17 protein-coding genes are annotated in these 12,426 nt (G+C 37.7%); 11 read left to right on the forward strand and 6 right to left on the reverse strand.

Annotation, left to right across the window (positions count from 1 at the left end; all coding sequences use genetic code 11):
• Positions 1–306, reverse strand: a 306-nt coding sequence (locus tag Q1K78_RS15600; protein WP_300180912.1) for a polymer-forming cytoskeletal protein, incomplete at its 3' end; no start/stop codon positions are given.
• 155 nt (positions 307–461) lie between these two features.
• Here Q1K78_RS15600 and Q1K78_RS15605 point away from each other — a divergent pair.
• Together Q1K78_RS15605 and Q1K78_RS15610 are read left to right on the forward strand one after the other, a co-directional pair.
• Complete coding sequence (locus Q1K78_RS15605) at positions 462–1,124, forward strand: DUF480 domain-containing protein (RefSeq protein ID WP_300180915.1); 663 nt, start codon at positions 462–464, stop codon at positions 1,122–1,124.
• 4 nt (positions 1,125–1,128) lie between these two features.
• Complete coding sequence (locus Q1K78_RS15610) at positions 1,129–1,410, forward strand: GIY-YIG nuclease family protein (protein ID WP_300180918.1); 282 nt, start codon at positions 1,129–1,131, stop codon at positions 1,408–1,410.
• A 7-nt stretch (positions 1,411–1,417) separates the two neighbouring features.
• On the opposite strand, the gene nadE is transcribed toward Q1K78_RS15610, so the two are convergent.
• Positions 1,418–2,248: an ammonia-dependent NAD(+) synthetase gene (nadE, locus tag Q1K78_RS15615; protein ID WP_300180921.1), complete on the reverse strand. Its 831-nt coding sequence runs from the start codon at positions 2,246–2,248 to the stop codon at positions 1,418–1,420.
• A 154-nt stretch (positions 2,249–2,402) separates the two neighbouring features.
• Between nadE and Q1K78_RS15620 the strand changes: the two genes are divergently transcribed.
• Both Q1K78_RS15620 and Q1K78_RS15625 read left to right on the forward strand, forming a co-directional pair.
• Positions 2,403–2,915, forward strand: coding sequence for a nicotinate-nicotinamide nucleotide adenylyltransferase (locus Q1K78_RS15620; RefSeq protein ID WP_300180924.1), 513 nt, complete (start codon positions 2,403–2,405; stop codon positions 2,913–2,915).
• Positions 2,916–2,921: 6 nt separating this feature from the next.
• On the forward strand, positions 2,922–3,428 hold the full coding sequence (locus Q1K78_RS15625; RefSeq protein WP_300180927.1) for a hypothetical protein: 507 nt from the start codon (positions 2,922–2,924) through the stop codon (positions 3,426–3,428).
• Between the two features lie 28 nt (positions 3,429–3,456).
• Here the strand turns inward: Q1K78_RS15625 and Q1K78_RS15630 are convergent, their stop codons facing one another.
• Positions 3,457–4,074: an AraC family ligand binding domain-containing protein gene (locus Q1K78_RS15630; RefSeq protein ID WP_300180930.1), complete on the reverse strand. Its 618-nt coding sequence runs from the start codon at positions 4,072–4,074 to the stop codon at positions 3,457–3,459.
• A gap of 183 nt (positions 4,075–4,257) precedes the next feature.
• Between Q1K78_RS15630 and Q1K78_RS15635 the strand changes: the two genes are divergently transcribed.
• A complete protein-coding gene (locus tag Q1K78_RS15635; protein ID WP_300180933.1) occupies positions 4,258–5,370 on the forward strand; it encodes a 1-acyl-sn-glycerol-3-phosphate acyltransferase in 1,113 nt (370 codons plus the stop codon).
• A gap of 13 nt (positions 5,371–5,383) precedes the next feature.
• On the opposite strand, the gene Q1K78_RS15640 is transcribed toward Q1K78_RS15635, so the two are convergent.
• Together Q1K78_RS15640 and Q1K78_RS15645 are read right to left on the reverse strand one after the other, a co-directional pair.
• The gene (locus Q1K78_RS15640) at positions 5,384–6,307 is read right to left on the reverse strand and encodes a LysR family transcriptional regulator (RefSeq protein ID WP_300180936.1); all 924 of its coding nucleotides are present in this window, start codon (positions 6,305–6,307) and stop codon (positions 5,384–5,386) included.
• Between the two features lie 38 nt (positions 6,308–6,345).
• Positions 6,346–6,960, reverse strand: a complete 615-nt coding sequence (locus Q1K78_RS15645) for a hypothetical protein (protein WP_300180939.1) — start codon at positions 6,958–6,960, stop codon at positions 6,346–6,348.
• A 191-nt stretch (positions 6,961–7,151) separates the two neighbouring features.
• Between Q1K78_RS15645 and Q1K78_RS15650 the strand changes: the two genes are divergently transcribed.
• Positions 7,152–7,358, forward strand: coding sequence for a cold-shock protein (locus Q1K78_RS15650; protein WP_300180942.1), 207 nt, complete (start codon positions 7,152–7,154; stop codon positions 7,356–7,358).
• 62 nt (positions 7,359–7,420) lie between these two features.
• Here Q1K78_RS15650 and Q1K78_RS15655 read toward each other — a convergent pair whose 3' ends face one another.
• Complete coding sequence (locus tag Q1K78_RS15655) at positions 7,421–7,717, reverse strand: YfcZ/YiiS family protein (protein ID WP_300180945.1); 297 nt, start codon at positions 7,715–7,717, stop codon at positions 7,421–7,423.
• A gap of 453 nt (positions 7,718–8,170) precedes the next feature.
• On the opposite strand from Q1K78_RS15655, the gene Q1K78_RS15660 reads away from it, so the two are divergent.
• The 5 genes from Q1K78_RS15660 to Q1K78_RS15680 all read left to right on the forward strand — a co-directional run bounded on the left by Q1K78_RS15660 (position 8,171) and on the right by Q1K78_RS15680 (position 12,365).
• Complete coding sequence (locus Q1K78_RS15660) at positions 8,171–8,632, forward strand: TetR/AcrR family transcriptional regulator (protein WP_300180948.1); 462 nt, start codon at positions 8,171–8,173, stop codon at positions 8,630–8,632.
• Between the two features lie 99 nt (positions 8,633–8,731).
• Positions 8,732–10,093, forward strand: a complete 1,362-nt coding sequence (locus Q1K78_RS15665) for a TolC family protein (RefSeq protein WP_300180951.1) — start codon at positions 8,732–8,734, stop codon at positions 10,091–10,093.
• A 1-nt stretch (position 10,094) separates the two neighbouring features.
• A complete protein-coding gene (locus tag Q1K78_RS15670) occupies positions 10,095–11,072 on the forward strand; it encodes an efflux RND transporter periplasmic adaptor subunit (protein ID WP_300180954.1) in 978 nt (325 codons plus the stop codon).
• Between the two features lie 33 nt (positions 11,073–11,105).
• Complete coding sequence (locus Q1K78_RS15675; protein ID WP_300180957.1) at positions 11,106–12,221, forward strand: ABC transporter permease; 1,116 nt, start codon at positions 11,106–11,108, stop codon at positions 12,219–12,221.
• Positions 12,222–12,224: 3 nt separating this feature from the next.
• Positions 12,225–12,365: a hypothetical protein gene (locus tag Q1K78_RS15680; RefSeq protein WP_300180960.1), complete on the forward strand. Its 141-nt coding sequence runs from the start codon at positions 12,225–12,227 to the stop codon at positions 12,363–12,365.
• The last annotated feature ends 61 nt before the right edge of the window (positions 12,366–12,426 follow it).

Below are 12,426 nucleotides of genomic sequence, written 5' to 3' on the forward strand. Positions count from 1 at the left end.
ACCTTTTTCAATGGTCAAATGCTGAGTTTGCATTGTGCCTTTAAATTTACCTTTAGGTTGAATATTAACTTCTTTACCTTCACAAGTCCCTTCAACCAAACCATTAATCAGGACTAAACCTGCTTTAATATCGCCTTGAACACGACCTGTTGGAGTGATGATAATTTCAGCTTCAGTGATAATATTCCCTTGAACAAATCCATCGATCTGAATGCTTTGATCTGTTTCAATATTGCCTATAACTCTACAACCTTTTGCGATAATTGATAATGATGCTGTGGTAGACCGACTACTAAAAAGGCCCATACAGGGTTTCTCCAATTGATATTAAACTAACGAAAGAATACTATCATGGATAGAAGTGGTTAAGGACTAAAAATTACAAAGTTAACCGTACTATTTAGCAACAGAGTTCACATTTTTATTGTGTATCGTATCGATTAAAGAAAAGGGATTAAGAAATGAGAATAATAAACCATACAGAAATTCGTATTATTGGCTGTTTAATCGAAAAAGAAATCACAACGCCTGAGCAATACCCATTAACCCTTAATGCACTAACAACTGCTTGCAATCAGAAAAGCAATCGTGACCCTGTCACATCCGTGACGGATTCAGAAGTGTTAGATGGACTAAACTCATTAATTAACGATCGCCTCGTTACAGATGAAACTCGTGGTAACTCAAGAGTCGCTAAATACCAACATCGTTTTTGTAATACCGAGTTTGGTAGCCTTAAATTATCAGAGCAAGAAATTGCTATATTATGTGTGCTTTTTTTACGTGGTCCACAAACGCCGGGGGAACTTCGAACTCGTACCCAGCGCTTATGTGAATTTGATAATGTAGCACAAGTCGAGGCGGTATTAATTAAATTAGGCTCTGATGAAACATCACCAAAAGTAACGAAATTAGCAAAAGAGACAGGTAAGCGAGAGGCTCGGTATACTCATTTATTTTGTGGCGAAATAAGTGACAATCTCGCTTTAACGTCAGAGTTAGAGGCCTCAGAGAAAACAACACCAGAACACGAAAATCGAATAGCCATGCTTGAAAAAGAAGTCTCGGACTTACGTTCTGAAGTTCAAGAACTAAAGCTATTGATTAACGACGTATTATCGTAACTAGATGAATACGATTGTTTCAGAATGGTCAGTGTATTTAATAAGAACCCGACTCAATAGTTTATATTGTGGGATCACAAATAATGTTGAGCGCCGATTTGCTGCGCATCAAACAGGAAAAGGAGCCAAATACCTAAAAGGTAAAGGCCCATTAACGCTTGAATGGTCACATCAGGTGGGTTCAAAATCATTGGCATTAAAATATGAATACCGCATAAAAAAAATGACCAAAGTAGCTAAAGAAGCCTTGGTCAATCAAACCGGTTCACTACCCACTATTGATTAATAAAACATTAATCGTAAATAGTAGGAATAGGTTGGCGCTTATGTTGAGACATTTGGTAGATTTTCACTAATCGAGCTTCTGCCTCAACATCAATTTGCTGACCTTCTAAAAAGTCATCAATTTGATCGTAAGTAACCGATAGTGCATCTTCATCGGCTTTTTGTGGCGCAAGCTCTTCAAGATCTGCGGTTGGGATTTTTTTCACTAATTGCTCTGGTGCTCCTAGTGTGGCTGCCACTTCTCTAACTTGACGTTTATTTAAACCAAATAAGGGAGCTAAGTCACAAGCACCATCCCCAAATTTAGTATAAAAACCCGTAATATTTTCTGCTGAGTGATCTGTACCTAATACTAAACCACCGACGTAACCTGCTACTTCATATTGTGCAATCATACGAGCTCGTGCTTTTACATTACCTTTAACAAAATCTATTTTTGCAGAATCTGTTGGTAATAACCCCGTGTGCTCAAGTCCAACGTGAGTGGCAGAATGCACACCATCAACACCTTCTTTAATATTGATGCTAATTGAGTGAGAAGGTTGAATGAAAGCCAATGCCATTTGAGCTTCATCTTCGTCTTTTTGAATACCATAAGGCAAGCGAACCGCAATAAATTGATACTTATTCGTTGCGTACTCTTTATTGAGTTCATTGACTGCAATTTGTGCTAAACGTCCGCAAGTGGTTGAATCAACACCACCACTAATTCCAAGAATTAAAGAAGTACAATGAGATTGGGTAAGCTTTGACTTAATAAAATCGACACGTGTTTTAATTTCACTATTAGGGTCAATAGACGGCTTTACTTTCATTTCTTCAACAATCTGCTGTTGCATTCTCATTCCTTTACTCTGTAGAGATAGTTAGCAATTAATCTAAATATGATACTGAATTTGCTTGCTTAATAACAGTGGAATCATGATATGAGATAGCCATCGACAAAATTTTCACTTATGCTGTTTATAATGTGGTTAATAAGAGAGTTAATCGATGAAAATCGCCGTATTTGGTAGCGCCTTCAATCCACCATCTTTAGGTCATAAAAGTGTGATCGAGCGATTGGGGCATTTTGATAAAGTATTATTAGTTCCAAGCATTTCACACGCATGGGGAAAATCAATGCTTACTTATGAGATAAGACTTGAGATGATAGCGGCTTTTATTACCGATCTGGATTTAGATAATGTAGAGTTATCGACATTAGAAAAAGAGATTTATATTCCAGAACAAAGCGTCACTACCTTTGCATTATTAAATTCACTTCAAGAAAAAGAACTAACCGCCGATATAACTTTTATCATCGGACCCGATAATTTAATGAGCTTTACAAAATTCTATAAGTCAGATGAGATTGTACAACGTTGGGGAGTGATGGCATGTCCAGAGACATTACCGATCCGCAGTACAGACATAAGAAATGCACTGCGTAGTGGTGGTGATATTTCTGATTTAACTACGGCCAGCGTACGAGAATACATAGTAGAGCACCATTTATACGAGTAGTGATATATGAAAAAACAAGTTAGTCTATTAAGTCTATTCCTCGCAATGCCCGTGTATGCAGATACAGAAGGTAGGTCGACTTGTTTGCAAGAAAGCTATGACAGTTATTCTCGTCAACTATACTCATCAACCTCTCATTGCCTTATTCCTTTATTTGAGGTGAATCAATTTATTTATCAACTCACTGAAATGACTGAAACCATTAAAGATGAAGTTATTGAAGAAGGATTTTGGGATCAATGGGCGTATAATACAGGAAACGACCCTCTATTTACTGGCTACTTCAGTGACAGTGCAGTTGGCTTAGCTGTTTGGCAGCCTGAAGAATATTATGATAAAAAAATAGAAGAATTTGACTCATATAGCGATTGGCTTGAAAGTCATGGGTTACAACTAAGTTTAGCTTTTGGTGGCGAAGAAAAGGGCAGAAACACCCGCTTTCGTATAGATTATCGCTGGCATGAACGCTCAGATGATCAGCTGTTCATGCAGCTTGAAATTCCATTTCAATAAGATAATATGTAGTTGAAAGAACAAAAGATTAAAGTAACAGGCTACACGCTTGATTTAACAAATTAACATCACCAGAAAAATAACGACGTGCTATTGCTTCACTTTTTTTGCCGGATTTTCGCATTTTATCTGCTTCTCGTACCTTTAATGTCATCATTAATTCAGGGTCTAAACGACAAATCTTCGTATCTTTCTCATTCATCAATAAAGAAAGATAGGTATTGATATCTTGTGATTGCGTAGATAAATCGGTATGAATCGTTGCCTCTAATAACTCATCTTGTAATACATGAAGTAAACGTTGCTGTGATGCTTCGCTCATTTCTTTTTGTTGTAATTTGTCTAAGCCAGATATCAGCAATGAAGTCGGAGAAATATAGCCACCTTGTGTTGGTAAATATTCACGAGTTCGAATTGAGAAGGCAACAGTGGAGACTGTCGAATTAGGTACGACAGTCATAGAAGTCAATGCATCAAAAGGAAGCCAAAATAACTCCCCAGGCAACACCTGATACTCCCACTTACCAAGACGAATGAGTACAACACCTGTTTGCACTGAAATCAATTCATACTGATTTTTCTTTTTACGCGCGGTATAAAGAAGGTGAGAGTGTGTCTCTGACTGAAACGTAATTGCGTTTTTCATAGTAACCTCTGGTTTGAAGCCCGTCACTTTACTGGTTTTAATGCAAAAATCAACGAATTCTCTTCGATAAAGGGGATATTCGGTAGGTAATGGTATGACCTCTGTAATTGATCACGTACAACTGATTTAAAATCAAGTAGAATGGTTACTTACTTCCTTTTTTCAGTAACCAGAAGTCTAAAGATGACCACACAAGATATCTATCAAGAAATTCGCCCATACAATGATGATGAAGTTCCCGCTGCCATTGAGCGTTTAATTTCTGATGATGAATTCATTACTGCTATTCTTCACTATAAGTTTCCATCTGCCTCTAAGTTTTTATTTTGGTTATTGGCACCGTTGCTTCGTTGTAAATTACGTAAATCGTTATCTAAGATCACAACGATAGAGGATGTTCAGCTAAATGTTGCAACGTACTTAAATAAGACGGTTAAGAAAACAACGAATGGTATTACCTATACTGGATTGAATAAACTAGACCCACAGCAAGCGTATTTATTTGTATCGAACCACCGAGATATCGCAATGGATCCTGCATTAATGAATTGGGTGCTTTATCACAACAACATGCAGACAGTGCGTATTGCCATTGGCGATAACTTATTGAAAAAAGCGTGCAGCACAGAACTAATGAAGTTAAACAAAAGCTTTATTGTAAAACGTTCAGTGAAAGCACCTCGTCAAATACTTAAAGCCTTAGGCTTACTATCTTCATACATAAAGCACTCATTAGAGACCAATAACTCTATTTGGATTGCTCAGAAAGAAGGTCGAGCAAAAGACGGCAATGACATTACGGATCCAGCTATTTTAAAAATGTTCCATGTTGAAGGCAGAAAGCGTAAAGAAAGTTTTTCTGATTACATGAACAGCTTAAAGATTGTACCAGTATCAATCTCTTATGAAAATGATCCGTTAGACATTCAAAAAGCCAAAGAATTAAATGCCGTTGCAACCCTAGGCTCATATGAGAAAGGGGAGTTTGAAGATATCGACAGTATTATTAAAGGTATCATTGGTTGTAAGAAACGTATTCACATTCACTTTGGTGACGTTGTTACATCAGCACCAGAATCTGCGGATGAGCTAGCAAAACAAATGGATAAGGAAATAACCCAGAATTACCATTTATTTCCAATAAACTATGTGGCAGCAGGTATTGAATCAGAAGAAGTGACGGCAGAGGCTAAGCGTGACTTAGCTGAGAAATTGTCGCAGCTAACTCAAGAAGAACAACCATTTTTACGTGCGCTCTACGCTAACCCAGTGAAGAACGCAAATAACATTAATTAATATGGTAACAATATTAGTTAAAAAGCTTTTTATCCCAATGAGGTGGATTACCTACTTGTTGGGATAAAAAGTCAATAAAGGTACGAACCTTAGGCGGTAAATGCTGACGTCTAGGATAAACCGCATAAATTGGCAATGCCATATCCGCTTTCCATTCCGTTAATAGACGAACCAAACTGCCATTCTCAAATTCATCGTCAAGTAAATAGCTCGCTAAATATGCGATACCAGCCCCTGCTTTTGTTGCATCTAAGATAGCGGATGCATTATCGATTTTAAAAATACTCTGCACATTAACGACTTGATGTACGCCATCTCGTGTAAATTCCCATTCGTTAAATCGACGTTCATTACTATGATAAGTAATGCATTTATGCTGCGCTAATTCAGCGGGACGCAGTGGTAGACCATTTTTTTCTATATAGTTAGGTGATGCAGCAACAATGAAACGACAATCTGCAATTTTTCTTGCAACCATTCCTTCTGGTATATCATCGTGAATAGCAATCCAACAATCTAGGCCATCTTCAAGCAGTTTAGGTTTATGATCAAAAAGGTTAACTTCCAATTCAACATCAGGAAATTGTTCTTGAAATTCAGCTAACGCATGAATGATATGACTGTTACCAAAAGATTGCGCTATCCCAACTTTAAATACACCGGAAATACGTCCGTGGTGGGCATCTAAGAGTGCATCGGCTTCATACGCGGTATCTACAAGCTTTTGAGAGTATTCAGCGTATTGCAGGCCTAACTCAGTAATCGATACAGAACGATTATTACGTTGAACTAACTGGCAATCTAGACGGGTTTCTAATGCTTTTATCTGCTTAGATACGTGTGATTTTGAAATGCCCAACTTCTCAGCAGCGCGAGTGAAATTTAATTCGTTTGCAACCGTAGCAAAGATCACCATTTGATGTAGATTATCTAACATTATCAAGCCCAGAGAGAAAATATTATTCTATTGTAATGCTACTTAAAAATATAACCATCGACTTTTATGGATTCTGGGAATTTGGTGATAGGTAGGCCACCTAAATAGACATTTCCTTTTACGATTAAATCATCAGGGAGTGATGTAATCTTTGAATAACCGAGATATAAATTCCCTTTTACAGTGAGTTGTTTTGGTAGTGCCGTTAATGGTGTTCGGATAACACTTAAATCACCATTAACAGTTAAACGTTGTGGTAACTCTTGAATTCCTGAGCCTGCGAAGTTGATAAAGCCCGCCACTTTGATACCACGAGTATAACGTTTAAGTTGAGTCGTTCCCGCAAGATTAAGATAACCCTTTACCTCAGTCCCTTTAGGAATCGTTTTTATTATGGTATTCGCAAGATTGAGATCACCATCAACAACAAACCCTTTTGGCAGCTTTTTTATTTTACTGTTTGCTAGATTCACATTGCCTTTTAGTTCAAGATTATCAGGTAACTCAGTATAATTAGTATTACGTAAGCTGATATTTCCATAGCTATCTATATGATTAATAAGACGATGTTTATTAAGCATTTCAGCCGAAGAAGGCAATGAGATGAAAAAAGAGGCGATCAAGCTAATGGTTGTAATGTTCAATTTAGGCATAGAATAGTAACTTAGTTATATTATCTAATTTAGGTTATCGACAAATCTCTGAATAAGTTTAATTTCTGTTCAGTGATACGGGTCTAATTTTTACGTTTTTTTTATTAAAATACATTTGATATAGTGAAATTCGGTATTCGATACCGCAGCGATAAATAAATTCGCGAGAAATTAACACATAAGGAGACGTAATGTCTAAAGCGACTGGTACTGTAAAATGGTTTAACGAAGAGAAAGGTTTTGGTTTTATCGCTCAAGAGGGTGGACCTGATGTGTTTGCTCATTTCAGTGCGATTCAAACAGACGGCTTCAAAACGTTGAAAGAAGGCCAGGCAGTAACTTTTGATGTTGAGCAAGGTCCAAAAGGCCCTCAAGCGTCAAATATTCAAGCTGCTTAGTACCATCAAATTAATAAAAAAGGCTCTCAATGCGAGGGCCTTTTTTCATTTCATTCAATCTGCTATTTTCTAAGAGAGCGCGTTTTCAGTTCGTAGATTAATTTTTCAGCACTGCAAGAGAATTTTAAGTGAGCATGCAGCTCTTTTTCATCTTCAGTTAATTGAATGCTGTGCTCTACTTCTGCGCATACTTCTTTTGCTAGAGATAGGTAATTAGCAAATTCAGCTTCTAATTGTCCTTTATTATCGGCAAAGACGCTTACTTCAGCAACATCATCACCTTCTTTAATAATAAAACCCATTTCAGCACTACAGCCACACGCGTCACAAGGAACGTTTTGTTCAACTTCAGTAGTCATTTTTTAATCTCCACAATAGTTATATTGACTCTATACTATGTGTCTTAAGTTAAGAAAACCACAATTTTGACAGTAAACTGAATAAAAAAACCACCAGTAACAACCTAGATGTATTTTTACTACAGTACCGTAACTTGAGATGGGAATCGCAAAATATGAACCTTTATGACAAATCTTTGTCATAATTTAATCCAGCGTGTTGTAATTCCATACTGTATAATACAGAATGCTTACATGAATACTGGTTGTAAGGTTAAACAGCAAACAGACATTTCGTCGAAAACGTGATTCTTATACTTGAGAATGCATTGGCGACCAGGTTGCTATACTATGTTTAACATGCAAAAAATTATAAAAATGGAGTTGAATCTTATAAATTAACCCAATTGCACCATTTAGTTAATTTCTATGAATGATTTCTTAATGGACTGACCACTTTAGAAGAGTTTTATTATGCCAAAAAGAAGTAAAGAAGATACTGAAATCACTATCCAGAAAATTATGGATGCGGTTATTGATCAACTATTGCGTTTAGGCTATGACAAAATGTCATACACAACACTAAGTCAACAAACTGGTGTATCAAGAACGGGTATTAGCCACCACTTTCCAAAGAAAACTGATTTTACCGCTGCACTAGATGGCCGTATTTTCCGTTTATTTGCTGAACGTCTTGAAATGCAAGGTGACAAACAGGCATTTATTGATAGCTGGATTTCATCTTTAGAAGATGAGCAATTCCGTGCAATCTTACGTCTTTTATTCCACCATATTGTTACTTCAGCAAATGCACATGAATTTGCACACAACGGTATTGAGCGCCTATATGGTCTAGTTGAAGACTTATACGGTGAAGAGAGCCGTAAAGATCTTGAATGGCTAATTGGTCTTTCTCTTATCCGTATGTCTAAATAAGCATATTTGATTTTATAAGAGCTCACGATGTTATTATCGTGAGCTTTTTTTTGCATTTAGAACCATCTAGAGTTTATACTCTATTTTATTGGAGGGTTTATGCTAAAAATCACACGTATATCGGCACTATTAACAACGTTACTTTCTTTTTATGTCTCTGCTAAATCAGTTGATTTTGATAGTGCATGGCAAAATGTACTTACTAATCATAATGGTATTGCGGCTGAACGTATGAATGTTCAACGTCAAGAATCATTGGCTTCTGGTACCTCAGATCTTAATCTTCCTTCTATCACATTAAAAGCGAATTATACTTATTTAGATGATGATGTAACGGTTTCTGCTGAACAAGTCGCAGATAGTGCAGGATTAGCATTTCCTGCTTTTCTCCCTAATCTGACTTCAACTTTAAGCGAACGTGATATTTTCACCAGTTCGATTCGTGCCATTTGGCCAATTTTTACCGGTGGTCGAATATCGGCGGCTGAAAGTGCAGCAGAAGGTAAGACTGAAGAAGCACAAAGCCAATTAAAGATGAAGCAACAAGGGTCTTACGAAGATTTAGGCAAATACTATTTTAGTGTGGTATTGGCCAATGAGGTTGTTACTACCTATGCTGAAGTTGAACAAGGTTTAGCAAAGCATAGAGATAATGCCATAAAGTTACAGCAGCAAGGCCAAATCGCAAAAGTAGAACGCCTTCAAGCCGATGCCGCTTATGACAAAGCAAAAGTTGATTTAAGAAAAGCCCAACAAAACTCAGACATTGCCAGCGCTGCACTACGAAGCATGCTGCAAATGAATGAAAGTGTTACTCCAGAAACCCCATTATTTATTAATCAAGCTTTGCCACAGATGACGGCGTTTATTGATAATACCTTGGCAACCTATCCAGGTTTAGACTTATTGGCAGCAAAAGAAAAACAAGCAGGCAGCCTAATTAAGGCAGAAAAAGGAAGTTACTATCCAGAAGTTTACCTTTACGGTAATTACAATTTATACCACGGTGATAGTTTATCAGCAGAGATAGCTCCAGACTGGATGGTAGGTGTTGGTGTCAATGTTCCACTCTTAGACAATAAAGGGCGTTCAGATAAAGTTGTCGCGGCTCATCGTGCAGTTCAACAAGTTCAGTATTTGAAAAAACAAGCAAAACAAGATCTCTCTTTACTTGTTGAAAAGACGTACAGAGAAGCATTGCAATCGATAGATGAATACTACGGCTTAGCGTCTAGCATTGAGCTTGCAAAAGAAAATGTCTTTTTACGAGAGAAAGGGTTTAAGCAAGGATTATCCACGTCTTTAGATGTTGTGGATGCCGAACTTTACTTAGCAAGCATTAAAACACAACGTTCATTAGCCTCTTTTAATTATATGATCTCTTTAATTAAACTTTTGGCGTTAAGTGATCAAACAGATACTTTTGTTCAATACCAACTTCAAGCAAGAGAAGGGAAATAATATGAGTCAGTTAAAAAAAGTTATCGGCTCTCTTGCCGTTATTAGTGTAGTTAGCTGGGTTGGTTACAGTTTTTGGGCAGCATATCAACCTCGTCCAGAATTGCTTCAAGGCCAAATAGAAGCAGAGCAATATAATATCTCGTCTAAAATTCCGGGTCGTATTGAAAATATATACGTAAAAAAAGGCGACCTTATAGAGAAAGGTCAATCGGTCTTTTCATTGTACAGTCCTGAAATTGAAGCCAAATTAGCTCAAGCTAAAGCGGGAGAAGCAGCAGCAAGTGCGATGGCTCAAGAAGCAGAGCAAGGCGCAAGAACACAACAAATCGCCGCGGCAAAAGATCAATGGAGAAAAGCCAAAGCAGCAAGCCAGTTACTTGAAAAAACCTACGCTCGTGTAAATAATTTATATAATGATGGTGTCGTTGCTGAGCAGAAAAAAGATGAGACGTATACACAATGGCAAGCGGCAAAATATACAGAAAGCGCTGCGTATCAAATGTATCAAATGACGAAAGAGGGCGTGCGTTCTGAAACAAAACGAGCGGCGAATGAAAAAGTTAAAATGGCGATGGGCTCAGTCGCTGAAGTGGAAGCTTACGCTGCGGATACCAAAATTAGCAGTTGGTATAATGGTGAAGTCTCTCAAGTTATGCTTAATGCCGGTGAAATTGCCCCACAAGGGTTTCCAGTGGTGAGTGTGATAGACATTAAGCAAGCATGGGCTGTGTTTCATGTCCGTGAAGATAAGCTTAACCATTATAAAAAAGATCAACAAATCGATGTGTACTTACCAGCACTTGATCAAACGGTTCCTTTTACGATCACACATATCGCTGTTATGGGCGATTATGCAACGTGGCGTGCTACCGATAATAGCCAAGGATTTGATTTAAAAACCTTTGAGATTGAGGCGCACCCTGTAAATGATATTCCAAATTTACGAGTGGGAATGAGCGCAATAGTTAAACTTAATTAATACCATTTTATCAATCCGTTATAGTTGGTTTTTATGAAAGCATTTTGGCGCTCTTATTTCTTGAACCCATGGGTAATGGCCGTTACTTTCGGCCTTCCATTGGTATTGTCGTTGATCATTTGGTGGATCTTCTCCGCCTCAGTTGTACGAGAGTTACCTATCGATGTGGTGGATCTTGATCAATCAACCTTATCAAGAATGATCATTCGAGATTACGATGCTACGCCAACGCTAGCTATACGTACTATTCAACCTAATAATCAAATCGCCAATAATGCACTTAAAGATGGTGACAATTATGGCTATATCGTGATCCCTAAAAACTTTGAACGCGATGTTTTATTAGGCAAAAGCCCACAAGTCTCAGGGTTCTACAATGGTCAGTTCATTCTTATCGCTAAGCAAATCAGCTCAGCATTAATGCAAACGGACATGACTATTCAGGCTAAATTGGCGGCAGTAAAGGCGTTAAGCACTAAAGAAAGCACTTGGACACAGGCAATAAATTCAGCAGTACCCATTAACGTACAAGTCACTCCGCTGTTTAATTTGGGCAGTAATTACAATCAATTTTTAGTGTCAGCCATTCTTCCTGCAATTTGGCAAATGGCGATTATTGTTGGCATGATATGGGCAATGAAAAATGAAACGGTCCGCACTAAAAAAACAGATTTAAGAGAATGGTTTGATAGCCAAGGCATTCATAGCATTATCCAGTTCATAAGTGTGTATTTTGTTGTAGGAATGGCGCTAGGCGGTGTTCTTTTCTATTTCTTATACGGTATTTTACAATTTCCATTTGATGCTCAGATCCCAAGCTTTCTTATTACGATGAGCGCCATGACACTAGCTTGCATCAGTTTAGGTATTGCTATTGGTTATGGGACAAATAATATCGCGAAAGCGATGAGTATTTCTGGTGCCTATACTGCGCCTAGTTTTGCTTTTTTAGGGGTCACATTTCCAGTGTCAGACATGAATAGCGTAGCGACGTTTTGGCATACTATTTTACCTGCCAGTCATTTTGTTCGTTCTCAAATAGAACAAGCTAATTACGGTTACACTTTTGGGTTAACGCTGTCTCATCTTGGAGCTTTGCTGTTATTTACCTTGCCTTTACTGCTGCTTATGTCTCGATTAAGGAAGTAATTCATGTCATTTCTCTCGTTAATAAAAAATGAAGCAAAGGCCATTTTTGGCAACAGCACCATTGTATTGGCAATGATCGGTGGGGTGCTATTTTATGCCGTTCTCTATCCCTTGCCTCATTTAAATCAAAGCGCTGAAGAGTAATAAATCACGGTAGTTGACTTATATAAATCTGAGTTGATACGATAATTCATACTACTGGCGA

The sequence above is a fragment of the uncultured Aliivibrio sp. genome, assembly GCF_946479765.1.
Taxonomy (GTDB): domain Bacteria; phylum Pseudomonadota; class Gammaproteobacteria; order Enterobacterales; family Vibrionaceae; genus Aliivibrio.

What these genes read in the sequence shown, in the direction of transcription:
- Q1K78_RS15605 (WP_300180915.1), top strand. Translation starts at nt 462, where the DNA reads ATGAGAATAATAAACCATACAGAAATTCGTATTATTGGCTGTTTAATC.
- Q1K78_RS15610 (WP_300180918.1), top strand. Translation starts at nt 1,129, where the DNA reads ATGAATACGATTGTTTCAGAATGGTCAGTGTATTTAATAAGAACCCGA.
- nadE (WP_300180921.1), bottom strand. Translation starts at nt 2,248, where the DNA reads ATGCAACAGCAGATTGTTGAAGAAATGAAAGTAAAGCCGTCTATTGAC.
- Q1K78_RS15620 (WP_300180924.1), top strand. Translation starts at nt 2,403, where the DNA reads ATGAAAATCGCCGTATTTGGTAGCGCCTTCAATCCACCATCTTTAGGT.
- Q1K78_RS15625 (WP_300180927.1), top strand. Translation starts at nt 2,922, where the DNA reads ATGAAAAAACAAGTTAGTCTATTAAGTCTATTCCTCGCAATGCCCGTG.
- Q1K78_RS15630 (WP_300180930.1), bottom strand. Translation starts at nt 4,074, where the DNA reads ATGAAAAACGCAATTACGTTTCAGTCAGAGACACACTCTCACCTTCTT.
- Q1K78_RS15635 (WP_300180933.1), top strand. Translation starts at nt 4,258, where the DNA reads ATGACCACACAAGATATCTATCAAGAAATTCGCCCATACAATGATGAT.
- Q1K78_RS15640 (WP_300180936.1), bottom strand. Translation starts at nt 6,307, where the DNA reads ATGTTAGATAATCTACATCAAATGGTGATCTTTGCTACGGTTGCAAAC.
- Q1K78_RS15645 (WP_300180939.1), bottom strand. Translation starts at nt 6,960, where the DNA reads ATGCCTAAATTGAACATTACAACCATTAGCTTGATCGCCTCTTTTTTC.
- Q1K78_RS15650 (WP_300180942.1), top strand. Translation starts at nt 7,152, where the DNA reads ATGTCTAAAGCGACTGGTACTGTAAAATGGTTTAACGAAGAGAAAGGT.
- Q1K78_RS15655 (WP_300180945.1), bottom strand. Translation starts at nt 7,717, where the DNA reads ATGACTACTGAAGTTGAACAAAACGTTCCTTGTGACGCGTGTGGCTGT.
- Q1K78_RS15660 (WP_300180948.1), top strand. Translation starts at nt 8,171, where the DNA reads ATGCCAAAAAGAAGTAAAGAAGATACTGAAATCACTATCCAGAAAATT.
- Q1K78_RS15665 (WP_300180951.1), top strand. Translation starts at nt 8,732, where the DNA reads ATGCTAAAAATCACACGTATATCGGCACTATTAACAACGTTACTTTCT.
- Q1K78_RS15670 (WP_300180954.1), top strand. Translation starts at nt 10,095, where the DNA reads ATGAGTCAGTTAAAAAAAGTTATCGGCTCTCTTGCCGTTATTAGTGTA.
- Q1K78_RS15675 (WP_300180957.1), top strand. Translation starts at nt 11,106, where the DNA reads ATGAAAGCATTTTGGCGCTCTTATTTCTTGAACCCATGGGTAATGGCC.
- Q1K78_RS15680 (WP_300180960.1), top strand. Translation starts at nt 12,225, where the DNA reads ATGTCATTTCTCTCGTTAATAAAAAATGAAGCAAAGGCCATTTTTGGC.